Source organism: Pseudomonas sp. ACM7, assembly GCF_004136015.1.
GTDB lineage: Bacteria > Pseudomonadota > Gammaproteobacteria > Pseudomonadales > Pseudomonadaceae > Aquipseudomonas > Aquipseudomonas frigoris.
In genome coordinates, this window is record NZ_CP024866.1 from 688,303 (window position 1) to 711,506 (window position 23,204).

Here is a 23,204-nt window from a genome sequence, read left to right on the forward strand (position 1 = left end):
AAAGGAGGGGTATGGCGAGGATAGTGAGGTGACCCATGACCCCTGTGTGCGAGCTTGCTCGCGATAGGGCCATGACAGGCGACATAGATGTTGACTATCCGGCCGCCATCGTCGGAACGCCGCCCGGAGCAAGCTCGCTCCCACAGGGGGTGAGTGATGTTCGGGTTTAGCTGACCGCCATCAACCCATGCCGCCGATGATGAACGTCCAGCTGATCCTTGATCACCCGCAACACCTTGGCTTCGTGCTCGTGGATAAAGAAGTGTCCGCCAGCGAGCATGTCCACCGAAAAGCTACCGTGGGTTTCCTTGCTCCAACCGATCAACTGTTCGGTGGTGGCGCGATCAGCCTTGCCGCCGAGCGCGTGAACCGGGCACTTGAGCAAGGGACGCTGCTGCGGCTCGAAGCGCCCGCATAGGAGAAAGTCCGCACGCAGGACCGGCAGCGTCAGGCTCATCAGCTCTTCGTTGGCCAGCACCTCTTCACTGGTGCCGTTGAGGGTGCGCAATTGTTCGATCAGTTCGGCATCGGTTTTGGGCTCGGCGAAACCCCGATCGTAGTCGGCACGCAGGGTCGGTGCGGCGGTGCCCGAAGCGAACAGCGCCACCGGTTCCGGGCAGCCGAGCGAGCGAAACGCATGGGCCATCTCACAGGCGAGCAACGCGCCAAGGCTATGGCCAAACAGCGCATACGGCGCCTTGAGCGTGGCTTTTTGTTCTTGCGCCAGTTGCAGCGCCAAGCGTCGCATGTCGGTGTGCAAGGGTTCGCCAAACCGGGCGCCACGCCCCGGAAGTTCCACGGGTTGCAGCTTGAGCCACTCCGGCAGTTTGCGTCGCCAGCGGCTATAGACCATGGCACTCGCGCCCGAATAGGGCAGGCAGAGCAATGTCAGCTGGGTCACCGGGTTTACCTCGAAAAGTTGTCTGTTAAGAGAACGGATGAGGTCGGTCTTGAATTAGTCGAAGATCCAAATGTGGGAGCGGGCTTGCTCGCGAATGCGGTGTGTCAGTCAACGTTGATGTTGTTTGACCCACCGCATTCGCGAGCAAGCCCGCTCCCACATTTATTCATCATTTCAAGTGGCGGAAGCTTTGCACCGCCGATCCGAGGACCACGGCACCAGCCGCAATCGCCACCCAGAACCCGCTACGCGCTCCAAATGCATCCACCAGCCACCCGGAACTGGCCGCACCAATCGCCACACCAATGCTCAACCCGGTCACCAGCCAGGTCAGGCCTTCAGTGAGTTTGGCCGGCGGCACGATGCGCTCCACCAACGCCATCGCCACAATCAGCGTCGGCGCAAAGAACAACCCGGCGACGAACACCGCCAGCGACAGCCCGAGAATGTTCGTTGCCAGCAGCAACGGCAGCGTGGTCACCGCCGTCGCCACCCCGCCGTACAGGAACAGTTGCGGCAACGGCAGTTTCGAGCGCAACGCCCCGAACGCCAAACCGGCCAGGCACGAACCGATGGCATACACCGACAACACAATGCTCGCCGCCGCCGGCTGGCCCTGCTGCTGGGCGAACGCCACGCTGACCACATCCACCACGCCGACGATGGTGCCCATGGCGACCATCAACAGCATCAGTAACTGAATCTCGCTGGAACGAATGATCGAGGCCTGATGATGGTCTTCATGAGGATGAATCGCCGGCTCGGTGTCACGTTGCAGCACAAACGCCGTCACCCCGATCGCCAGCATCAGCAACGCCGCCAACGGCCCGGCCTCGGGGAATGCCACCACGCACAACCCCACTGACAGTGGCGGCCCGACAATAAAACAGACCTCGTCCAGCACTGACTCCAGCGCATAAGCGGTTTGCAGCGCTGGCTGGCCGCGATACACCTCGGTCCAGCGCGCCCGCACCATCGCCGACATGCTCGGCATGCAACCGGCTAACGCTGCGAACACAAATAACGTCCACTGCGGCGCCTGCAAGCGAGTGCAAAGCAACACCAGCAACAACGCCCCGCCACCGATCAGTGCCGACACCGGCAAGATCCGACGCTGCCCGAAACGGTCCACCAGCCGCGAAACCTGCGGCGCACAAAACGCCGTGGCCAGGGCAAACGTCGCCGTCACGGCGCCGGCCAGTCCATAGCCACCCTGCAATTGCGAGAGCATGGTGATCAGGCCGATGCCGGTCATGGAAATCGGCATGCGCGCGATCATCCCGGCCAGCACAAAAGCGCTGCTGCCTGGGGCTTTGAACAGTTCGCGGTAGGGGTTTGCCATGGTTCGGGGTCTCAACAAGGGCCTGCAAGTTGCCATAAACGCTGACAGAGGGGATAGCGGCTAATTGTTGGTTGAATGTGAAGGCCCCTTCGCGAGCAAGCCCGCTCCCACATGGGTTCTCGGCCATGCATAAAATTTGTGTACACCAAAAATCTATTGTGGGAGCGGGCTTGCTCGCGAAGGGGCCCGCAGAGACGACCCCCTTTTCCGCCAAATGAACTCTCTACCGCTCAAACCAGTCAGCTAGTTAAGCCCTTTACTCGAGGCCTTAATCCTCATGCAGATTTCCCTCGCCCAACAAGTAGCCCTGAGCCTTTATCCGGAGTTTCACGGCAATGGCTGATCATCATCCCGAACGACAAAGCGCTATCGATGCCCACGGCATCATCGGCGACATGCGCAGCGCGGCACTGGTCAATGACAAGGGCAGCGTGGATTTTTTCTGCTGGCCGGAATTCGACAGTCCGTCGATCTTCTGCTCGCTGCTGGACACGCCCGAGGCCGGGATTTTCCAACTGTCACCGGATTTACCCGACGCTCGCCGCGAGCAGATTTACCTGCCTGACACCAATGTGCTGCAAACCCGTTGGCTCAGCGACCGCGCAGTCGTCGAAGTCACCGACCTGCTGCCCATCGGCGACAGCGAAGATGCCACGCCGGTGCTGATGCGCCGGGTTCGTGTAGTCAGCGGCCAGGCAACGTTTCACATGCGCTGCGCCGTGCGCCATGACTACGCTCGCGCCAAGACCCGCGCACGCATGGATGAAAAGGACGTGACCTTCGAGGCCGCCAATCAGCCGTCCCTGCGCCTGTCTTCGGACCAGGTTCTACGTATCGACGGCCATGCGGCAGTCGCCGAATTCACCCTCGAACAGGACCAGAGCGCCGAATTCATGCTTGGCGGTATCGACGATCCGCGATTCAAGGAAGGCGCCGCCACCATCTGCCTGGAACGGACCCTGAAGTTCTGGCGCGACTGGATCGGCCAATCCAACTATCGCGGCCGCTGGCGGGAGATGGTCAATCGCTCGGCCCTGGCGTTGAAGCTGCTGACCTCGCGCAAACACGGCGCGATCCTCGCCGCCGCCACGTTCGGCCTGCCGGAAACGCCTGGCGGCGTGCGCAACTGGGACTACCGCTACACGTGGATCCGCGACGCCTCGTTCACCGTCTATGCGTTCATGCGCCTGGGCTTCGTTCAGGAAGCCAATGATTACATGCGCTGGTTGCGCGGGCGGGTCAGCGATTGCCACGGAAAACCGATGAAACTGAACATCCTCTATGCCATCGATGGCCGCCAGGAATTGCCGGAAACCGAACTCTCGCACCTCTCCGGTCATGGCGACGCGACACCGGTACGGATCGGCAATCAGGCTTACGACCAGGTCCAACTCGACATCTTCGGCGAACTGATGGACGCGGTGTACCTGGTCAACAAATACGGTGACGCCATCTCCCATGAAGGCTGGAAACACGCTGTGGAGGTGGTCGATCAGGTCTGTGAAACCTGGGAGCAAAAGGACGTCGGCATCTGGGAAATGCGCGGCGAGCAGCATCACTTCCTGCACTCGCGGCTGATGTGCTGGGTCGCACTGGACCGGGCCATTCGCCTCGCCTCAAAACGCTCACTGCCCGCCCCGTTCGCCCGCTGGGACCAGACCCGACAGGCGATCTACGCTGACATCTGGGAAAACTTCTGGAACGAAGAACGCGGGCACTTCGTCCAGTACATCGGCGGTACCGCGCTGGATGGCTCGATGCTGCTGATGCCGCTGGTGCGCTTCGTCAGCGCCAAAGACCCGCGCTGGCTCGCGACCCTCGACGCCATCGAAAAGAACCTGGTACGCGACGGCATGGTTTACCGCTATCGCAATGACGACACCCGAATCGACGGCCTCGACGGCACCGAAGGCGCCTTCGCCGCGTGCTCATTCTGGTACGTCGAATGCCTGGCCCGCGCCGGCCGGGTGGAAAAGGCGCATCTGGAATTTGAACAGTTGCTGAGGTACGCCAACCCACTGGGGTTGTACGCCGAAGAGTTCGACAGCCATGCGCGGCATCTGGGGAATACGCCGCAAGCGCTGACGCATTTGGCACTGATCAGTGCGGCCAGTTTCCTGGATCGGAAATTGAGTGGGGAGAAGAGTTTCTGGCAGCCGTGAGAGCACCTCGCCACAGGTTTGTGTAGCCCGAAGTCCTGCACTGCTTAAACAAAACCTGCATCCACCGCCGGAAAATCCTTTGTTGCCAGCCGTTACATCCATCCCTACCATCCACCGTCAACGGGTACAGCGGAGCTGTCCAACAAAACCCGAATTCAAGGAACCAGAATGACCCAGCGCATCCACCGCAGCATCGACGCCCCACTCCGGTCAGGTCTGAACCGGGATGAATTGTGGGAAGGCCAGGACAAGGGCCTGATCAAATGCTGGGAGATCGGCCGCCAACGCGCCGCCCGTTTCCCCGAACTCGCCCAACGCTGCCTTGCCGGCGAACTTCCGGTGCTGGGCTGGAAAGGTGGCGTCAGCCGCAGCCTGAAGAAACTCGAAAAATACGGATCCCTCAAGTACCTCGCTCAGTGGCAAGGGTTACGCGGGGAAGATCTGGATGTTGATTTGGGTGAAGAACGGGCGTTGACCTGTTCGCGGACCAACATGGTGGTGACGTTTACGCCGGATCGGTCGAAGTACTTCAATCAAGTGGCGGAAGTGGAAGTCTAGGAATTAGGCAAATACAACCTCTCTGGAGTATCGAATGAACAATGAAGCGCTGATCCACTTCACCCAAACTCCAGGTTTGTCGCTCGCCTATGAAGAACACGGCCCCACCACCGGCGAAGCCGTCATCCTCCTCCACGGCTTCCCCTACTCCCCCCGCGCCTACGACGAAATCGCCCCGACCCTCGCCGCCAAGGGCTACCGCGTCATCGTCCCGTACCTGCGCGGTTACGGCCCGACCCGTTTCAACCACCCCGACACCCTGCGCTCCGGACAACAAGCCGCCCTCGCTCAGGATTTGCTGGAGCTGATGGATGCGCTGGCGATTAAACAAGCTGCCCTGTGCGGCTACGACTGGGGCGGTCGGGCGGCGTGCATCGTGGCGGCGCTATGGCCCGAGCGGGTTCGTTGCCTGGTGACCGGCGACGGTTACAACCTTCAGGACATTCCCCATTCCACCGAACCGTTGGACCCGGAAACCGAGCACCGCCTCTGGTATCAGTACTACTTCCACACGCCACGCGGCGTCGAAGGCCTGACGAAAAATCGCCGGGCCTTGTGCGAACTGCTCTGGAAGTTGTGGTCACCCACCTGGACCAAAGGCCCTGAGTTGTATCCGTCAAGTGCACCGGCCTTCGATAATCCGGATTTCGTCGAGGTGGTGATTCACTCCTACCGCCACCGGTTCATGTACGCGCCCGGCGACCCGGCGCTGGAGTGGATCGAAGAAGCGCTGACCCGACAGCCGCCGATCAGCGTACCGACGATTTCCCTGTGCGGTGCCGACGATGGCGTCGGACCGACACCGGAGATAGACGAAGACATCACCCATTTCACCGGGTGTTATGAGCGGCGAGTGTTGGCGGGCGTCGGGCATAACATTCCCGAAGAAGCGCCCGAGGCAACGCTCAGAGCGTTACTGGATCTGCTGGAGGGCTGACGCTGAAACGCTCGCGATAGGCCTGCGGGGTCACGCCCATGGCCCGCAGAAAGCTGCGTCGAAGCGTCTCTTCGCTGCCGAAACCGCATTGCACCGCCACCCGTTTGATCGGCACGCCGGTATCGCTGAGCAAACGTCGGGCGGTCTCGACCCGAATCAGTTCGATGGCCCGGGCCGGAGTCTGGCCGGTGTCAGCGCGGTAATGGCGGACGAAGCTGCGTTCGCTCATGCCGGCCTGCAAGGCCAGGGTCGGGATGCCCAAGTCCTTGGTGAGGTTTTCACTGATCCAGGCATGAAGTTCGTCGAAACGGTTGCCTTCCTTTTGCAAAGAAAGGGTGACGCTGAACTGCGACTGGCCGCCGGGGCGTTTCAGGAACACTACCAGTTGCCGCGCGACTTCCAGGGCCATCGTGCGGCCAAGATCTTCTTCGACCATGGCCAGCGCAAGGTCGATGCCAGCGGTGACCCCGGCCGAGGTCCAGACCGGGCCGTCATTGATGAAAATCGGATTGGGCTCAACCTGCAGCCGCGGATGCTGCTGCGCCAACTGCTCGCAACGAGTCCAGTGAGTGACCACCCGCCGGCCATCGAGCCAGCCGCTGGCCGCCAGCAAAAATGCCCCGGTGCACACCGACGATACTCGCCGACACCCCGTCGCGTGTTCACGTACCCACGCCACCAGCGGTTCGTCTTGCGCCGCGTCGTAAACGCCCCAGCCACCGGCAATGATCAAGGTGTCACTACCCTCTTCAGGCAACGGCTCGGCCAACAGCGCCAGCCCCGCCGACGACATCACCGCCCCGCCACCGCTGGCAATCACCGACGGCGCATAAGGTGGCGGAAAACCTTGCTGGCGGGAAATATCGTTGGCCGAGGCGAACACCTGCAATGGCCCGGTGACGTCGAGCAGTTGCACATTGGCAAAGGCGAGCACGTGAATGGTTTTCGGCATGATTGGCGTAATTCGTGGGGTTATTGGCGTATACGCCAAATCCTACGAGCCTAAAGTGAAGTCGTCCACCCACTTCATGAGAAAAATGCCATGGCGTTGCAGATCGGTTTTCTGTTGTTTCCACAGGTTCAGCAACTGGACCTCACCGGCCCTTACGACGTACTGGCCTCGCTGCCGGACGTGAAGGTGCATTTGATCTGGAAGGACCTGATGCCCGTTACCGCAAGCACGGGCCTGGTGCTGAAACCGACCACCACGTTCGACGATTGCCCGCAGCTGGATGTCATCTGCATTCCCGGCGGCAGTGGCGTCGGGCCGTTGATGGAAGATGAAGAGACGCTGGCCTTCATCAAGGAGCAAGCCGCCAAAGCGCGTTACGTCACGTCGGTGTGTACCGGCGCGCTGGTGCTCGGTGCGGCGGGTCTGCTGAAGGGTAAACGCGCCACCACTCACTGGGCTTATCACGAATTGCTGGTGCCTTTGGGGGCGATCCCGGTAAAGGATCGGGTGGTGCGCGACGGCAATCTTCTAACCGGTGGCGGGATCACCGCGGGCATCGATTTTGCCCTGACCCTGGCCGCGGAGCTGTTCGATAAGGACACGGCAGAGCTGGTGCAGTTGCAGCTCGAATACGCCCCGGCACCGCCGTTTACGTCGGGCAGTCCTGAGACGGCTCCGGTCAGTGTGCTGGAGGAAGCCCGCAAACGTGCCGCCGGGTCATTGAAACTGCGCTCGGAAATCACCGAGCGTGTAGCGGCGAAACTCGACCGGGCGTCAGTACGTTGATCCATTCCTCGGCGCAGCCAGCGGCCGACTGCATCGAGGACTTTCCATCGCCCACAAAAAAACCCGCCTAAGCGGGTTTCTCAAGACCATTGCGACATCCTGTCAGCAGCCATCCGGGCCTATGGTCGATCATCCGTGATCCTGAGTGCATCCTGCGACTCAGTTGATGGAGCCAGATTAAACACATCGGTGACGCATCAAAAGACGACATACCCGTCAACGGGTGTAAGCCTTTGGCCACTCGAGTCCTGAAGCGAATTTCAGCAGGCGAAAAAAAACCCGCCGAAGCGGGTTTTCCCAAGACCATTACGACTCCCTGTCGGCAGCGATTCCTTGCTTATGGTCGATCATCCATGATCCCGAGCACTTCCTGTGCTTCGGTTGATGAGGCTAGATTACGCTTCGGATCCAATCCGCAATAGAAGACATAGCTACCATCGCGTGTAAGACATTCGCTATACCAGCCCTTCCGAAAACCCTTAGGTCACTCAGGTATTACGCATAGAGGCCGTTTCAGCCAAGGTTAGACAGGCAGCCATCACTCTTCCTGACGCTCGCGCGCCTTGGCACTGACTTTGAGAAACTCTTCGATGTTGTTCATCTGTTCATCCCAACCGCGGCTGTCCATGCGGAACGCCTTGAGCCGGCGCGTCTGAGGGATGTGATCGAAACCGGACTCGGTGACCTTGAGTAACGTGCCTTCAACCATGTCTTCGAGCTCGAACTTCACCAGCGTGGTGGGTTCCAGGGAGTAATCGAGCTCAGGCTCCACGGCATACGGGTGCCAGCGAAACGAAAACACCCGTTCGGGTTCGACCCGCTCCACCAGTACGTTCCACATTAAGTGTTCATAACCCGGGTACGTAATCTGCCCCTGGGTCCATTCACCGGCGACAAAACGCTTGCCCTCCAGCGCCACGCCAAACCACTGTCCGAAGGCTTCGGCATTGGCCAGCACACGCCAGACCTGCGAGCGCGGCGTTTTGAGCAGGATCTTCCTTTCGATGCGATCTGATGCTGGATTCATAAGTCACCTCCTGTACTGAACAGTAGGCCTGTAAGACCACAAGACCAACCCTAAAGTTGTATCAATCGGGTATCGCAATCAACCCTGTACGAAATATTCAGCTGCATTTCCAAGTGTAACTGCTGGTTTGAAAACAAAACGAGTAGACCGAAACTGCTCGCCATTGTTGGCTGGGGCTCATTACAGTGTGCAGGGCATTCCCGACAGTTGGCTGGAGAAGTTACATTTGCGTGAAGACATCGAAGCCACGGCTGACGCTTTACTGCGGGCAGCCACCCTCACGCAATCAGGAGCACGCGATGAATAGCCTGCATGGCAGCTGTTTGTGTAAAGCCATCGAATACGAAGTCGATAGCCTCGACATGCCCATCAGTCATTGTCACTGCCAAACCTGTCGCAAGGCACACGCTGCGGCATTCGCCTCGACAGCCGGGGTCATGCGTGAACATTTTCGCTGGACCAAAGGTCAGGGCCATCTGAATAGCTACGAATCGTCGCCGGGCAAGCTTCGGTATTTCTGTTCGGTTTGCGGTTCACACTTGATGGCTGAGCGCCTGGTCCAACCCCACGTCATTGTTCGTGTGGCGACATTGGACGATGACCCGAAAATGACGCCGCAAGCGCATATCTGGACGTCACATGATGTGCCGTGGCTCAAATACGACTCGATCGAAAATTACCCTGAATGGCAGGCAAAGCCAGGCCAATACGTAGCGCTACACTGCCCCCAACTTTCCACGTCAAAGCGAGAATCCCCATGCACCCACGCTTTCTTCTGGCACTGACGCCTCTGCTGTTCACTACCGCTGCTTATGCGGTGGACTGCGACAACGCCGCCGATCAGGCGACGATGAATCAGTGCGCGGCGCAGCAGCACAAGACGGCGGACAAGGAGTTGAATGCGCTTTACCAGCAGATCAACGAGCGCTTGAAGAGCAACCCCGAAAGCAAAAAGCTGCTGATCGGGGCGCAGCGTTCGTGGATTGCGTTTTGGGATGCCGAGTGCAAGTTCTCGAGCGTCGGAGTGGAAGGCGGGAGTGTGTATCCGCTGATCTACAGCAACTGTGTTACTGAGTTGACCAAGGCACGGGTGGAGACTTTCAAGAATTATTTGAAGTGTCAGGAGGGGGATTTGACTTGTCCGGTGCCTGGGGCTTGATGATTCAGTGCTTGTAAGGGCCTCATCGCGAGCAAGCTCGCTCCCACAGTGGTTTTCGGTCATACACAAATTGTGTGTTCACCGACGACCTACTGTGGGAGCGGGCTTGCTCCGGGCGGCGATCCGACGAAGGCGCCAGTTCAGGCACCGAGGTTATCGAACAAATATCTGCGCGGTGGTGATCGCCATATCCCCACCCGGCAACTTGATGCTGCCAATCTGCTTCATGCTCTCGGGATCAAAGATCGCCACATCGTTAAACGTCCCCGCCAGATAAATCTTGCTGCCGTCCTTGTTGAACGAAATGCAGTAGTAGGAATGATCCAGCGTCGCCGCCTGGAGCATTTTCTTCTCCTTGATGTCGTACTTCGCCAAACGGTTGAGCACGCCAAACATCAGGTTCGGGTCCTTCGGTGAGCGCATGCCGCTGAAGTAGATTTCCGTCAGCGGGCCGAAGTCGGTGGTTTCGGTCTTGCCGGTTTTCAGGTCGATGCTGAACAGCCCATAGAGGTACTCGGCGGTCAACGGGTCCTGATTCTTGTCCTTGAATTTCGCGGCGGTGTAGAGCAGCGAGAAGTCATGGCGATAAGTCTGCTGGTTCCACACGTAAAGCACGTCCGGTGCGCTGTAGCCCGGGCGTTTCCAATGACGGCTGGGGATCAGCACGTCGAACTTGCCGGTTTTCACATCGACCTTGTAGACGTCCGCCCCCGCCACATACAGCGTGCCGTCGTCACCGCTCTGCATGATCGTCAATTGCCGTGGCGCCGGGAAACTGCGCACGGGTTTGGCGTCCATGCCGGCGTCGGTGGCGTAAACATCAAGCCGAGGCTGCTGCACTTCATAACGGTCGTTGAGCATCAACGTCGGGTTGGCGATGGTGAACAACTCCTTACCGTCGTGGCTGAGGGTGAAGGCGAACATGGACCTCGCTTTCTCCCCCGGTTTCTGGGTGATGCTGGCGTGGAACACCTGTTTACAGCTGTCGAGTTCGACGCCATAGACATCCGCGTAGTGGTTGTTCAGCACGTAAGCGGTCTTGCGGTCCGGCGACAACTGCACGGTGCCGGGACCGAAGGCATCCGGCATTTTGCAGGTCTTGAACAAGGTGTCGGTGACCACGTCGATGACGTGCAGGTTGTTCGGGTAATTGGTGGTCAACATGTACTCGTGACCATCTTGTAGAGCAGTGTTTTCATCGGCCAGAACAGTGAGCGAACACACGCTCAGGACGGCGAACGCGGTCAGGCCGCAGGCTTTGATGCGATGCATGCTGGAATCCTTCTTCTCTGTCCGATTACTTGTCTTTTGGAAAGACAGTCCCGAGGTTGCGCCAGTTTTCATTGGACGCCTGGGCATCCTTGTTCCAGTCCGGGTAGGTGCTCATCATGTCGGGCACCTGGGCCGGCCACCAGCAAGGGTCGGAGCAGCCGTAAAGGTCGGCTTCCATCGGCTGGCACAGCGACGACACACCGCCAAACGCATCGATTTCCCAACCCGGGTCGGTGGTCGAGGCGCAGCCAGCGACGGAACTCATCGCCACCACTTCTTCGATGCGGTTTTCGCCCGCGGCCTCATCGAGTTTCAGCGCTTTATTATTGATTGCCTTGAGATGTTTCATATCAGTGAGCCTTGCGCGGAGTGATGTAGCTGCTGATAAACGCAGGGTTGTGGGCCATGATCCGGGTGTAGACCTCGATGCCGAAGTCGACCCAGTCACGCATCAGTTCGCAGTAGTGATAGGTCGGGTGGGTCGGGTCGCCGTAACGGGCATAGCTCTCGTGGTAGCAGCCGCCGGAGCAGAGATTGCGGATCTGGCAGTCTTCGCAGCCGGTGTTGGTGCGGTCCAGGCGCTGGGACAGGAAGTCGTTCAACTCGACCTGTTTCACCCCACTGTGGACGTTGCCGAAGGTCGGTAGGCTCGAGCCGGTAAAGCGGTGGCACAGGTTCAATTCACCCTTGTGATCCACCGCCAGCATCTTCAGACCCGCACCGCAGGGCAGGGCTTTTTTGTGGCCTTCGTGGATGTCGGTGATCAGCTGGTGCAGGTTGGAGAAACCGATGTTGCGGTGCTCCAGCGCCGCTTCCAGATAACGCCGGCCGAGTTTCTTCATGTTGGCGAAGACTTCGATCAGCTCGTCGCTGGACAGGTTGAAGGTGCTGATGTCGCCGGAGGTCACCGGTGCAAAGCCAACCTCGGCAAAACCCAGTTCGTTGAACAGGTGATCCCAGATAGTTTCGACGTCGGTGACGCCGGTGGTCAGGGTCACCCGAGCACCGACCGGACGACTGTTGTAGCGTGACAGCAGCATTTCAGCCTTGCGCCGCACCACGTCGTACGTGCCCTGCCCGCCCACGGTGATGCGGTTGCGGTCGTGCACGGTTTTCGGTCCGTCGATACTGACTGACAGGCCAAAACGGTGGGCGTTGAGGTAGTCCACGGTCTCTTCGGTGAGCAGCGTCGCGTTGGTGGTCATGACGAACTCGACGAACTTGCCCGCCTCGCGGAAACGTTTCTCGCAATAGTCGACCATGTACTCGATCAGCTTGCGATTGCTCAGCGGCTCACCGCCGAAAAACACCACGGTGAAACGCTCTTCGTCCGGGGATTCGCGCAGCAGCATTTCCACTGAGGCGACCGCCGTTTCGACGTCCATTTTCTTGCCGGCCGATGGCTTGTCCAGGTCTTCCTTGTAGCAGTAGGTGCAGCTCAGATTGCAGCCTGTGTTGACGTTGAGCACCACGGTGTTGATCGCCGTGCGCTCGACCCGCTTGGTGCCGATGTCGGGGGTCAGCGGCGAGCCGTCGCTGACCAGTTCCAGGGCCATCAGCTCACGGAGGGTCTCGGTGATTTCCTCGCCGTTGAAACGAGCGGCCAAGCGCTGGATCAAGTCGTCCGACGAACAGCCGGGACCGCGCAAGGTGTCGATGATGGTGCCCGTCAGCTCATCACTGGCGAACAGCGAACTGCTGGGAATGTGAAACAGCATGCGGTCGGCATCGACGTGCACTTCGTGCAGGTTCCGCTCAACCAGATTCAAAATAGCGCCCATTGCAACCTCCTGTGCAAACCCCGTTCTACGGGGCTCACGGTCATTCCAAAAAAATGTCTGAAGCCGTTGAAGTCAGCCAGCTCACGTTTTCAAAATCATGGAATGGGTGGATTGTTCCAGCGTTGCACGGTGACGATCATGTGGCCTTCGCCGGTCAGGGATTTCCCTGCGTCGTCGACGGCGGCGATCACCTTGAGGTTGCCGGCATTGTTGGTGGACATTTTGCGCTGCGGGTTCGGCCCGGCATCGCCCGGTGTGAACACGCCGCTGTCAGCCTGCATGGTGCCGGCGAACTTGACGTCCTCGTCTTCCTTGGCCCGGTCGTCGAAGGCTTCGACCGACCACTGCGCCGGGAACACGCCGATGCGATACGACTTGCCGTCAGCGCCCTTGCCCCAGGCTTCGGCATCAAAACGGCCCTGGACTTTCGGCGTCGAACCACCGCCCTCGCCAATCCGCGCCACCGAGAACTCGGGCACGACTTTAACTTCAGCGATCTTGCTGTAGACCGACAGGGTCGGGCCTTTCAGCGTGCCGACGGTGACGTTGCGCAGACCCGGTTGAGCATTGGCGGCAGCCTTGAGCTTGACGCGCATGCGCTCTGGACTTTGCTCCAGCACCTCGACCACTTCCACGCCTTTGCCGAAGTACGGTTTGCCGGTGAGACCGCTGCCGACAAGCGTGACTTCAGTTTCAGCGCCAGCCTTCAGATAACCCGGCTGCACCGCCAGCAAACGACTACTGCCCTGCTTGGCGGCGACGAAGTCCAGACCACGCTCATCGTGCTCGGCCTCGAACATCCGGCCCTGCATCGCATTGCCTTGGGCGGCGAACACCTGGCGCATGGTCACGCCGTCGATGGTCACGTTGCCGCGCCATTCGTAACCGGTGTACAGAATCGCGCTGCCGTCGCCGTTGAACGGGCTGCCGTCGGCGTATTGGCCATTGACGCTGACCTTGAACGTGTCGCTGCCATCGGCCATAACGCTCATCACACCGGCCACTTCACCCTTGCCCGGCAAGTGGCCGCTGAAGCTCCAGTCACCGACCAGAACATCAGCTTTCGGCGCGGTGCTCAGCCATTTTTTCCAGGCCGGGTTGTCCAGCGGATAACGCTTGGCCAACAGCGGCACCATGTCTTTGCGGGCCAGGTCGAACCAGTCACGGTCACGGGCCAGGGCCTGGTATTCCAGGGACGGCCATTGGCCGAGGTGGAAGTTCACCAGACGCTCCCATTCCTCGGCCGGACGCCGTTGCAGGGCGACCCGCGCACCGGAGTGGCAGCGGCCGCACATCTGGCTGGTCTGGTCGTCGAATTTCTCGACGGTATTGAGTCGACGTTCCAGCGCATAACGCACGCCATCGGTCTCGCTTGGGGCCAGGCCCTGGGTGTCGGCCAGGTATTTGACCAGGGTTCGGCGGTCGTCATCGCTGATCTGCAAACCGTGCATGGTTTGCATGCGGGCGATGCTCATCAGCCAGCCTTCAGGGGTTTTGCGCTGGTGGCTTATACGGCTCAGGGCGTTATCGGCTTCGGGGGTATGACAGCCCTGACAGGTTTCCTTGAGGATGGTCTGAGCGTCGCGGGCTGCCAGGCTGTAAGGCGAATGCAGCGCCACACAAGCGGCCACGGCCAGCAGACTGGCACTCAGGCCTGATCGGAGTTCTCTCTTCATCAACGTCGAACCTCGCACGGTGCTTTCTTATTTTTGTGGCTTATCGTTTTTATGGTTTCTGCCGTCGGCGGCGCACCGCTGACGGAGGCAAGAGAAACGTCTGCGATGAGCAATACACGGAGCGTGCCAGCTTGACGATTACCTTTTAAATCAATCCGTTGCGTGTAGATGACCGCTTTGCGCCATCGCTGAACGAGATCGCCTGCGTCTAATATCGCGACAGTTGTTGCAGTCTGAGACAGCATAGATGGCCAGACCGGAACAGTTCATCGGCCGACGATTGACGCCGCCTCCCTGCAAGCGCGAAATGGTCGTTCACCGATTGCCACCAGGGGATAAAAAAATGGCAAGCATCACTGTCCTGGCGGGGGACTTTCTGCAGGGTGATGGAGAGTACAGAGACGGCGTTTTCACCCTCAGAACGTCGCTTCACCCATGGCCTGGCATTACCCTCCCGCTCTCATCGTTCAAGTGCGTGGAAGTGGCCAACGAGGATTCGATCAACAACATCAAGGATGCCATCGGCTTTGGCGTGGCCGGGGCCATGCTGTTGGGGCCCATCGGCGCAATCGCCGGGTTCATGCTGGCCGGAAAGGAAACCGAAGTGACGTTTCTGGCGACGCTCAAGGACGACAGAAAGCTATTGGCTGCCGTGGATGGCAACACGTTCGAAGAAATTTCCCGTAAGTTTGCAGCCTGAATAATCGGCGCGGGCCGCACCGCTTTCCCACGGTGCGGCGTGACGCCGGTTCAGATGTCATAGGTGGGGTGAACGCTTTTGTGTACGTCGATCTCGTGCTGCATGTCCGCCACCAGCGACGCGATCGCATGGGGACTGTCCAGTGTCCACAGGGGAACGTGGGTGGCCACTATATCCACTTTGCCGGTCAAGCAGTCGCAGACCCGAATCGTCAGGGACTGGTCCGCCGCCATGGTGCAGGTGCACACGGAGGGCAGAAAACTGTGTTCAATGATGTTTTGAATTTCCAGGGTTGAAAGGAACATCGTTACCTCCCTCACGCCAGATGTATTGCCGGATGAACGGTCCGTCATTTCACCCACCCATCCTGAAAATTCTAGTCCTCAATAATGGGTACCTCAAGGTCGCAACCCGGTTGCTCGTCGTCTCATAGTTGTCGCAATTTGCAACAATCTCACAGCGTTCTCGCGATTCCCTTGAGTGCCCCAACCCCCCGCCAGCCAAGAGCGGCTCTGCCTTTGCGGGCACTTGGCACAGCCATTGCCAGCCGTTAAGAAAGCCACGTTTCACGAACAACAAGAGGTCTCGACAAATGCCCCTCCCTTATTTGCTTCCCGCCACCTCGGCGTTCATCCAGCGCGCCCCGCGCATGCTCATCGGTGGCGACTGGGTCGAGGCCGCCGACGGCCAGACCATGCCCCTGCATAACCCGGCCACCGGCGAAGTGCTGTGCGTCGTGCCACGGGCCACACCTGAGGATGTCGACCGCGCCGTGCTCGCCGCCCGTCAGGCCTTTGATGATTCGGCCTGGAGCCGCACCCGACCTCGGGAGCGGCAGAACTTGCTGTGGAAACTCGCCGACCTGTTGGAACGCGACGCCGAACTGCTGGCGCAACTGGAATGCCTGAACAACGGCAAAAGCGCGGCCGTGGCCCAGGTGATGGACGTGCAACTGTCCATCGACTTCCTGCGCTACATGGCCGGTTGGGCGACCAAGATCGAAGGTTCCAGCGTTGAAGTGTCGCTACCGTTGATGCCCAACGATCAATTCCACAGTTTCATCCGCCGCGAAGCGGTGGGCGTGGTCGGCGCCATCGTTGCCTGGAACTTCCCGCTGCTGCTGGCCTGCTGGAAACTCGGCCCGGCCCTGGCCACCGGTTGCACCGTGGTGCTCAAACCCGCCGACGAAACCCCGCTGACCGCGCTGAAACTCGCCGAGTTGGTGCTGGAGGCCGGTTACCCCGAAGGCGTGTTCAACGTGGTCACCGGCACCGGCATCACTGCAGGTTCCGCCCTGACCCACAATCCGCTGGTGGACAAGCTGACCTTCACCGGCTCCACCGCTGTGGGCAAGCAGATCGGCAAGATCGCCATGGACTCCATGACCCGGGTGACCCTGGAACTGGGCGGCAAATCGCCGACCATCGTCATGGCCGATGCCGACCTGAAGACCGCCGCAGCCGGTGCCGCCAGCGCGATTTTCTTTAATCAGGGCCAGGTGTGCTGTGCAGGTTCCAGGCTGTATGTGCAGCGTAAGCATTTCGACAATGTGGTGGCGGACATCGCCGACATCGCCAATGCCATGAAGCTCGGTAACGGCCTGGACCCAAGTGTCGAGATGGGGCCGCTGATCTCGGCGCGCCAGCAGGACCGGGTTTACGGGTACATCGAAAAGGGACGGGAAAGTGGTGCGACGATCGCCTGCGGTGGTGAGCAGTTTGGGCCAGGCTTTTTTGTCAAACCGACGGTGATCGTCGATGTCGATCAGAAACACTCATTGGTGCAGGAAGAGATCTTCGGGCCGGTGCTGGTGGCGATTCCGTTCGATGATGAAGCCGATGCGTTGCGCATGGCCAATGACAGTCCATATGGGCTTGGGGCGAGTATCTGGTCGAACGATTTGGCGGCGGTGCACCGGATGATTCCGCGGATCAAGTCGGGTTCGGTGTGGGTCAATTGCCACAGCGCACTGGACCCGGCGTTGCCGTTTGGTGGGTACAAGATGTCGGGGGTTGGGCGGGAGATGGGGTATGCGGCGATTGAGCATTACACCGAGTTGAAGTCGGTGTTGATCAAGCTCTGATCTGCGGCGCCCACACGGGCGCCATCGCGAGCAAGCTCGCTCCCACAGTAGTTCTGTGGTGTGAACACTATCTATGTCACACCAACAATTCCCTGTGGGAGCGAGCTTGCTCGCGATAGGGCCAGCCCGGACAACATGAATTTCAGGGTTTGAACCCCTGAGCCAACAACCAACTGCGAACCACCCTTCCCTGCTCCACCGTCAACTCCGCCAAAACCTGATCCGCAGGCTCACTGCCCAACCGCCGCACCAACGGCGCCAACTCAACCCCTTGCACATGCCAGATCCCCATCGGCTGATCCGCCGTGATCACCACCTCAGCCTCATCCACAAATCCATCGCGTAGCACTGGCGCGCGCTCGATTCTCAGCGAGGAAAAATCCGCCTCGGCATGCACCACTTCAGCATCCGGCCACTGCCGCCGCGCCTGCCAGAATGGCTGCTGCAACCAACGCTGCTCATCGGCATAAAAATCCCTCCCGATCCGCGCAAAACGCAAAAACAACTGCCCCACCCGTTGCTGATGAAAGCGCTGAGCCAGCGCCGCTCGCTCGGGTTTACGCAACAACGTGTTGATCACGGTCGGCGCCTGTAACGCCGAGGACAATGACTGAAAAATCCCGTTGCCCGACAGCGGATCCACCGCCATCGCCGCATCGCCTACCCGAATCCAGTTATCGCCACACACCTGCGGGCATAGAATCGCCGTGCTGCTGCGCGCATGCAGCTGTAGATCGATCTCAGGCTCGACACCGAAAAACGCACGCGCCAACGCCGAGCCTTGGCGCCGTTGACGACAGTAATCGAGCAACTGCGCCTTGCCCGGCAATTCAGCACTGGCCACGTCCACGGTCCATTGCCAGTAACACTGACCGTCGGCTCGCCGGGCCATCCATGCCCAGCCGTCCTCAAGGCTTTCCACCGCACTGGCGGTGCTGCCCGGCGTGCCTTGCCAGCGATTGAGCAGGCTGACCGTCTCCGGCCCGCGCAGACCTTTGCCGAGCGCAGGAGCCTGACGCCCCCGCGCCTCAACCAGAAAATCCGCCAGCAGCGCCTCGCGCCCTTCGACCTCGATCCGATGCCCCGAAGCCGATGTCTGCACCGTCAGCACTCGGCCTTCGATTAGCTCAACGCCAGCCAGCCGCAGATCCTCGCGCAAACCACGATCAAAGCTCGGGCGATCCAGTAAAAATTCGATGTTCTGCGCATGCTGGTGACCGTTCCATGACAGCTGCCGTTGAGACGGCAGCGCCGCATCCGCCAGCGCCTGATGAAGCCCCGCGCCACGCAAGGCCTCCAGCACCCGAATGGAAACGCCTTCCAGCGCCGCAAACCGCCGCCATTCGCTGACCAGCGTCACGGGATAACCGAGCCGACGCAAACCCAAGGCAACCGCCGCTCCCGCTGGCCCTGCGCCAAGAATCAAAATCATGGTCCGAAGCGCCGTTCAGGGCCGCGATAACGGGCATTCTCCCGCAGCCATTCGATGATCAGTTCGTTGCTCGCCTCAGGATGAGCAACCAGGAAACCTGCGATGTGCCCGCTCAACGCCGCACAGCCGAGACTGGCGCCAGACTGCCCCGGATAGGTGCCATGCACACACGCGGCGAAATCCGCTTGAGCGCTGTTGAGCCACGACCATTCCTGTTCGGCGCAACGTGCATCGCCGGTGACTTGCAGCACCTGTGGATAATTCGCCGGAAACACACCCTCGCCCTGCGCCGGGCTGGACGCGCAAAGCAAAACCCCGCGTGCCACCGCCAACCCACAGGCTTCACGCAACAGGCTGCGATCCTGACGCAGACCGAGGCTCAAATTGATCAGCCGAACGTCCTGCGCCACCAGCCAGTCAATTGCCGTGGCGATCTGCAACGCGCTGGTGACTCCACGCTGGTCGAACACCTGAGCCACGCAAAATACCGCCGAAGGCGCCCGCCGACCGATGGCCTCGACCACCGCGCTGCCGTGGCCCAGCGGATCGTCGCGCAAGTCGCCTTCGGCCAGGCCATCCTCCAGCAACGAGAAGCGCCGCCCGGCGACTACTTGCACCCGCTGCGCCGCCGAGTGACCGCTGTCCACCACGCCAATCCGCAGCTCAGGCTTCATGCAGCACCGTTTTTGAAGTGAGTACGCCGTCGAGCAATTCAAAGCGCAAATCGGCATCGGCCAAGGTAGAAGGACGGTGGCTGATGAGGATCCGCGTGCGTCCGGCAAACAGTCGATCGATGGCTTCAATGACTTCGCGCTCGGTGGCTTCATCCACCGCCGAGGTCGCTTCGTCCAGCACCAGAATCAATGGATCCTGTAACAGCGCCCGGGCGATGGCGATGCGTTGTTTCTGCCCGCCGGACAACTGCTGACCACGTTCGCCCAACGGGCTGTCGAGGCCTTCGGGCAAAGACTCGATCAGGCTGTCGAGTTGCGCCAGTCGCGCCACTTCGGCAATCGCTTCACGGCTGGCGTCCGGCACCGCGTAGGCCAGATTGTCGGCGAGGCTGCCGCGAAACAGCACGATGTCCTGACTGACCACGGCAATCCGCCGACGCAACTGGAACAGGTCCAGTTCGCGCAGATCGACCTCTCCCAGCAATACGCGGCCGGACTGCGGATCGTGGTGCCGTTGCAGCAGGTCGATCAGGGTCGATTTACCGACCCCGGAGCCGCCGCTCAGGGCGACTTTCAAACCGTAGGGAATTCGCGCTTCGATCCCGCGCAAAGTTGTCGGGCGACCGGGATGACTGAAGTGCACATCGTCGAAACGCAGTTCGCCGGAGGTCGGGATCGGCTGCGGCGTGACCGGTGTGAGAACGGTTGGTTCTTCGCCGCGCAATTCCATCACGCGCCCGAGGCTGACGGTCATTCGTTGGACCGCGACATAGAGCCCCAGCAGGCTCTGCACCGGTCCGACGGCCATGCCTAGATAGGTGGAAAACGCGATCAGCGCGCCCAATTGCCAGGTCCCCTGCACCACCCAATAACCGCCAATCAAAAACGCACAGGCGCGGGACAGAGAAGTCAGTGTGCCCGGCACCGCCTGGGTGAAAAACTCAGTGACTTGCAGGCGCAGCAACTGGCTCATGTAGCCTTGGCCCAACGTCTCCAGGCGTCGCGATTCACGCTGTTGCTGGCCAGCAGACTGGATGAATTTCATCACCGGCAAGGTCTCGACCATGAACGAGGACATGTCCGCCGAGCGCTCACGCAATTGCCGCACATCGCGCTCGACCTTGCGCCGCATCCAGCGCAGCCAGAGCACGTCGAGGGGAATCAGCACCAGCGCCAGCAACGAGAGTTTCCACGACAGAGTCAGCAGCATCGCTACGGCGCAGACCAGACCGATCACACTCGATACCGCCGAGAACAAGGAGTCCACGGCAAAGCGCTGGATCTCCGCGACGTCGCCATCGAGGCGCGACATCAGGTCACCGATGCGGCGCTGCCCGTAGAAACTCGGCGAGAGCGTTTGCAGATGTCGATAGAGGTCATCGCGCAGGGCAAACAGAATCCGCCCGGACAGCCGCGTGTGCAGGTAACGGTTGATCCCCGACAACCCCGTTCCGAGCAGCCCGGCCACGATCATCAGCCCGGCGATCAGCACCAGCATCGGAAAGTTGCGTGCAAGCAAACCATCGTCGATCAGCAGCTTGGTCAGCCAAGGCTGGACCAGCACCAGCAACGAGGCGCAGACCGATAACCCGAGCAGCCCGGCAATCGCCAGTCGATGGGGTCGCACGAAGCTGTAGAGCCAGCGCAACGCCGCTTGCAGGGCTTCGGGGTTCTGGCTGTCGATCAGCCGAACGATCAGGCGCTGCATCACGAGCGCAACTGTTTGAGCTTGCGATACAAGGTCGCGCGGCTGATGCCCAAGGCGTCGGCGGCGGCCGAGACGTTGCCCTGGTGAGTGTCCAGGGACTGGCGAATCAGCTCCAGTTCGTTTTCGCGAATGCTGCCGGCCTGAGGGCGTTCGGTGGCGGTCAGTTCGTCGAGCATGCTGTCGGGCAAGTGGTCGAGGGTGAGTACGGTGTCCCCCGGCTCGCGCATGGCCAGCGCCGTTCGTAAAACCATTTCCAGTTGGCGGATGTTGCCCGGCCAGTGATAGCCGCCGAGCAAGCGGTTCAAATCGTCATGCAGGACCATCGTCGGCGCATCCAGCTTGGCCAGCAGACGAGCGACCAGACCGCTGAAATCCTCACGCTCGCGCAATGCCGGGAGCATCACGCTGATGCCGTTGACCCGATAAAACAGGTCCTCACGAAAGTGCTTTTCTTCGACCAGTCGCTTGAGGTCGCGGTGCGTGGCGCAGATCAATGCGACGTCGATGTCTTGCTCTTCGCCAGCGCCTAACGGTGCCACTTTACGGTCCTGCAACACCCGCAACAGACGGGCCTGCAAGGCCAGCGGCATGTCGCCGATTTCATCGAGAAACAAGGTGCCGCCATGGGCCTGTTGCAGACGACCGATCATGCCGCCGCGACGCGAGCCCGTGAACGCGCCTTCGCGGTAGCCGAACAGTTCCGACTCGATCAGGCCTTCGGGGATCGCCGCGCAGTTCACCGCGACAAAGGGTTTGTCGCAGCGGGTTCCGGCCATGTGCAGGGCGCGGGCGATGACTTCCTTACCGGTGCCGGTTTCACCCAGCAGCAACACCGGCAGCTCATTGGCCAGGCCTTGACGGGCCATGCGCAAGGCTCGGGCATAACGGACATTGCTGCCGGCCAGGGATTCGAGATCCGGTTGTGCTTTGGCGGTTTTCGCGGTGCTGCGCGGCGGCGTGCTGACATTGATTGAACGCTGCGGCGCACGCAGGGTTTTGTAGAAGAACTCGCCTTTGGCGGTTTGCAAACTGCCGACACCGCCCTGATGCAGACGCGACAGAAGTTGCAAGCCATCGACGCCCAGAAACTCTTCACAGCGTCGACCGACCAGCGCCGAGCGCTCGGCGTGGAGCAACTGACAGGCCTGGGCGCTGACCGCGAGAATCTGCCCGCCAAGGCTCACCGCCAACAGACCTTGCCAAGGGGATTCGAGGTACTGCCGACGGCTGTGGAAGGCCAGGACGATCTCGTCTGGATAACTGGCGTTGAACACCCGGCTTTCGATCTGGCTGACGGCCATCGCCAGCAACGCGGTGCTGTCATGCACGCGGCCCAGCGGGCCTTCGCGGGTCAGGTCGAGCACGCCAAGGATGTCGCCTTGGGGGCAATGGATCGGCACCGAGGTGCAGGAGAAATCGGTCAGGCGATCGAGGTAATGTTCGCCGCAATCGATCATCGTTGGCCGGGCTTCCACCAGTGCGGTGCCCAGCGCGTTGGTGCCGCGAGCGGCTTCGCTCCAGCAGGCGCCGAGGGTGATGTCTTGCAGGCCGCTGCCCCTGAAGCGGTCGGCGCGACCTTCGGCAGCGAGGATGGTGGCGTCGGAATTGGCAAGGATGATCAGCCCTTCCTTGCCCTGGCGTTCGGCCAGGTAATCGATGGCCGGCAATGCCGCGTCGATCAGCAGCCGATTGCTCGCCAACAGCACGTCGAGGCTCGCGCTCGATTCCAGCGCCAGCTCGTGCTTGGCATTAAAATGCACGCCATGGCTCAGGCTACGCCGCCACGACGCATCGATTTCCGCCCGCAACACGCCATCCGGGACTTCGCCCTCGAGATGGAGTTTTTCCCGGGCCAGCCGGGCTTCGCGGTGCAGTTTGGGAGGAGTTGTTTTTATTAGCGTCATCAAGCGCTCCGGATCGGTCCGCCCTGCGCTTTTTCAAGTTCAGCGCCCTGCCGCAATCTTTACGTTAACGTCAGGGCAATGGCAAGTGCCTTACGGCGCTTGTGTTTCATCCGGGGGACCGCGTTATCGTTCTTCGCGAGCAAGCCCGCT

Annotated in this window: 20 protein-coding genes and 1 pseudogene; 8 read left to right on the top strand and 13 right to left on the bottom strand. The window is 60.5% G+C overall.

Annotated features, from left to right (window positions below):
• Positions 1–166: 166 nt before the first annotated feature.
• Positions 167–901, bottom strand: a complete 735-nt coding sequence (locus CUN63_RS03320) for a thioesterase II family protein (protein ID WP_129437174.1) — start codon at positions 899–901, stop codon at positions 167–169.
• Between the two features lie 169 nt (positions 902–1,070).
• Positions 1,071–2,243, bottom strand: coding sequence for an MFS transporter (locus CUN63_RS03330; protein ID WP_129437176.1), 1,173 nt, complete (start codon positions 2,241–2,243; stop codon positions 1,071–1,073).
• Positions 2,244–2,578: 335 nt separating this feature from the next.
• Between CUN63_RS03330 and CUN63_RS03335 the strand changes: the two genes are divergently transcribed.
• From CUN63_RS03335 to CUN63_RS03345, 3 genes are all read left to right on the top strand, one after another.
• Positions 2,579–4,405 carry a glycoside hydrolase family 15 protein gene (locus tag CUN63_RS03335; protein ID WP_129437178.1) on the top strand — a complete coding sequence of 609 codons (1,827 nt, stop codon included), beginning with the start codon at positions 2,579–2,581 and terminating at the stop codon, positions 4,403–4,405.
• A gap of 168 nt (positions 4,406–4,573) precedes the next feature.
• Positions 4,574–4,963, top strand: a complete 390-nt coding sequence (locus CUN63_RS03340) for a hypothetical protein (protein WP_129437180.1) — start codon at positions 4,574–4,576, stop codon at positions 4,961–4,963.
• Between the two features lie 34 nt (positions 4,964–4,997).
• The gene (locus CUN63_RS03345; RefSeq protein WP_129437182.1) at positions 4,998–5,900 is read left to right on the top strand and encodes an alpha/beta fold hydrolase; all 903 of its coding nucleotides are present in this window, start codon (positions 4,998–5,000) and stop codon (positions 5,898–5,900) included.
• Here the strand turns inward: CUN63_RS03345 and CUN63_RS03350 are convergent.
• A complete protein-coding gene (locus CUN63_RS03350; RefSeq protein WP_129437184.1) occupies positions 5,869–6,852 on the bottom strand; it encodes a GlxA family transcriptional regulator in 984 nt (327 codons plus the stop codon). The two genes, CUN63_RS03345 and CUN63_RS03350, sit on opposite strands and share 32 nt — an antisense overlap.
• Before the next feature lie 90 nt (positions 6,853–6,942).
• Here CUN63_RS03350 and inhA point away from each other — a divergent pair, with 90 nt between their 5' ends.
• A complete protein-coding gene (gene inhA, locus CUN63_RS03355) occupies positions 6,943–7,638 on the top strand; it encodes an isonitrile hydratase (protein WP_129437186.1) in 696 nt (231 codons plus the stop codon).
• A 538-nt stretch (positions 7,639–8,176) separates the two neighbouring features.
• Here the strand turns inward: inhA and CUN63_RS03360 are convergent.
• Positions 8,177–8,665 (bottom strand): SRPBCC family protein, encoded by a 489-nt coding sequence (locus CUN63_RS03360; protein WP_129437188.1) that lies wholly within the window; start codon positions 8,663–8,665, stop codon positions 8,177–8,179.
• 299 nt (positions 8,666–8,964) lie between these two features.
• Here CUN63_RS03360 and CUN63_RS03370 point away from each other — a divergent pair.
• Both CUN63_RS03370 and CUN63_RS03375 read left to right on the top strand, forming a co-directional pair.
• Positions 8,965–9,357: pseudogene (locus CUN63_RS03370) on the top strand (GFA family protein); the annotation flags it as partial.
• Positions 9,358–9,422: 65 nt separating this feature from the next.
• Positions 9,423–9,824, top strand: coding sequence for a lysozyme inhibitor LprI family protein (locus CUN63_RS03375; RefSeq protein WP_129437190.1), 402 nt, complete (start codon positions 9,423–9,425; stop codon positions 9,822–9,824).
• A gap of 153 nt (positions 9,825–9,977) precedes the next feature.
• On the opposite strand, the gene peaD is transcribed toward CUN63_RS03375, so the two are convergent.
• The 4 genes from peaD to peaA form a co-directional block, all read right to left on the bottom strand.
• Positions 9,978–11,096, bottom strand: a complete 1,119-nt coding sequence (gene peaD, locus CUN63_RS03380; RefSeq protein ID WP_129437192.1) for a quinohemoprotein amine dehydrogenase subunit beta — start codon at positions 11,094–11,096, stop codon at positions 9,978–9,980.
• 25 nt (positions 11,097–11,121) lie between these two features.
• The gene (gene qhpC, locus CUN63_RS03385; protein WP_129437194.1) at positions 11,122–11,445 is read right to left on the bottom strand and encodes a quinohemoprotein amine dehydrogenase subunit gamma; all 324 of its coding nucleotides are present in this window, start codon (positions 11,443–11,445) and stop codon (positions 11,122–11,124) included.
• Between the two features lies 1 nt (position 11,446).
• Positions 11,447–12,877, bottom strand: a complete 1,431-nt coding sequence (peaB, locus tag CUN63_RS03390; RefSeq protein WP_076028106.1) for a quinohemoprotein amine dehydrogenase maturation protein — start codon at positions 12,875–12,877, stop codon at positions 11,447–11,449.
• A gap of 95 nt (positions 12,878–12,972) precedes the next feature.
• Positions 12,973–14,553: a quinohemoprotein amine dehydrogenase subunit alpha gene (gene peaA, locus CUN63_RS03395; protein ID WP_129437196.1), complete on the bottom strand. Its 1,581-nt coding sequence runs from the start codon at positions 14,551–14,553 to the stop codon at positions 12,973–12,975.
• Positions 14,554–14,896: 343 nt separating this feature from the next.
• Between peaA and CUN63_RS03400 the strand changes: the two genes are divergently transcribed.
• A complete protein-coding gene (locus CUN63_RS03400; protein WP_123368360.1) occupies positions 14,897–15,253 on the top strand; it encodes a hypothetical protein in 357 nt (118 codons plus the stop codon).
• Positions 15,254–15,303: 50 nt separating this feature from the next.
• On the opposite strand, the gene CUN63_RS03405 is transcribed toward CUN63_RS03400, so the two are convergent.
• On the bottom strand, positions 15,304–15,558 hold the full coding sequence (locus tag CUN63_RS03405) for a DUF1652 domain-containing protein (protein ID WP_129437198.1): 255 nt from the start codon (positions 15,556–15,558) through the stop codon (positions 15,304–15,306).
• A gap of 287 nt (positions 15,559–15,845) precedes the next feature.
• Here CUN63_RS03405 and CUN63_RS03410 point away from each other — a divergent pair, with 287 nt between their 5' ends.
• On the top strand, positions 15,846–17,336 hold the full coding sequence (locus CUN63_RS03410) for an aldehyde dehydrogenase (RefSeq protein WP_129437200.1): 1,491 nt from the start codon (positions 15,846–15,848) through the stop codon (positions 17,334–17,336).
• 142 nt (positions 17,337–17,478) lie between these two features.
• Here CUN63_RS03410 and CUN63_RS03415 read toward each other — a convergent pair whose 3' ends face one another.
• The 4 genes from CUN63_RS03415 to CUN63_RS03430 are packed head-to-tail and all read right to left on the bottom strand — an operon-like array spanning position 17,479 to position 23,054.
• Complete coding sequence (locus CUN63_RS03415; protein ID WP_129437202.1) at positions 17,479–18,768, bottom strand: tryptophan 7-halogenase; 1,290 nt, start codon at positions 18,766–18,768, stop codon at positions 17,479–17,481.
• Positions 18,765–19,442 carry a S8 family serine peptidase gene (locus CUN63_RS03420; protein ID WP_129437204.1) on the bottom strand — a complete coding sequence of 226 codons (678 nt, stop codon included), beginning with the start codon at positions 19,440–19,442 and terminating at the stop codon, positions 18,765–18,767. The genes CUN63_RS03415 and CUN63_RS03420 overlap by 4 nt, the downstream gene beginning before the upstream one ends.
• Positions 19,432–21,150 carry an ABC transporter ATP-binding protein gene (locus CUN63_RS03425; RefSeq protein WP_129437206.1) on the bottom strand — a complete coding sequence of 573 codons (1,719 nt, stop codon included), beginning with the start codon at positions 21,148–21,150 and terminating at the stop codon, positions 19,432–19,434. The genes CUN63_RS03420 and CUN63_RS03425 overlap by 11 nt, the downstream gene beginning before the upstream one ends.
• Positions 21,150–23,054, bottom strand: coding sequence for a sigma-54-dependent Fis family transcriptional regulator (locus CUN63_RS03430; RefSeq protein ID WP_129437208.1), 1,905 nt, complete (start codon positions 23,052–23,054; stop codon positions 21,150–21,152). Before CUN63_RS03430 ends, CUN63_RS03425 begins: the two co-directional genes overlap by 1 nt.
• Positions 23,055–23,204: the final 150 nt, after the last annotated feature.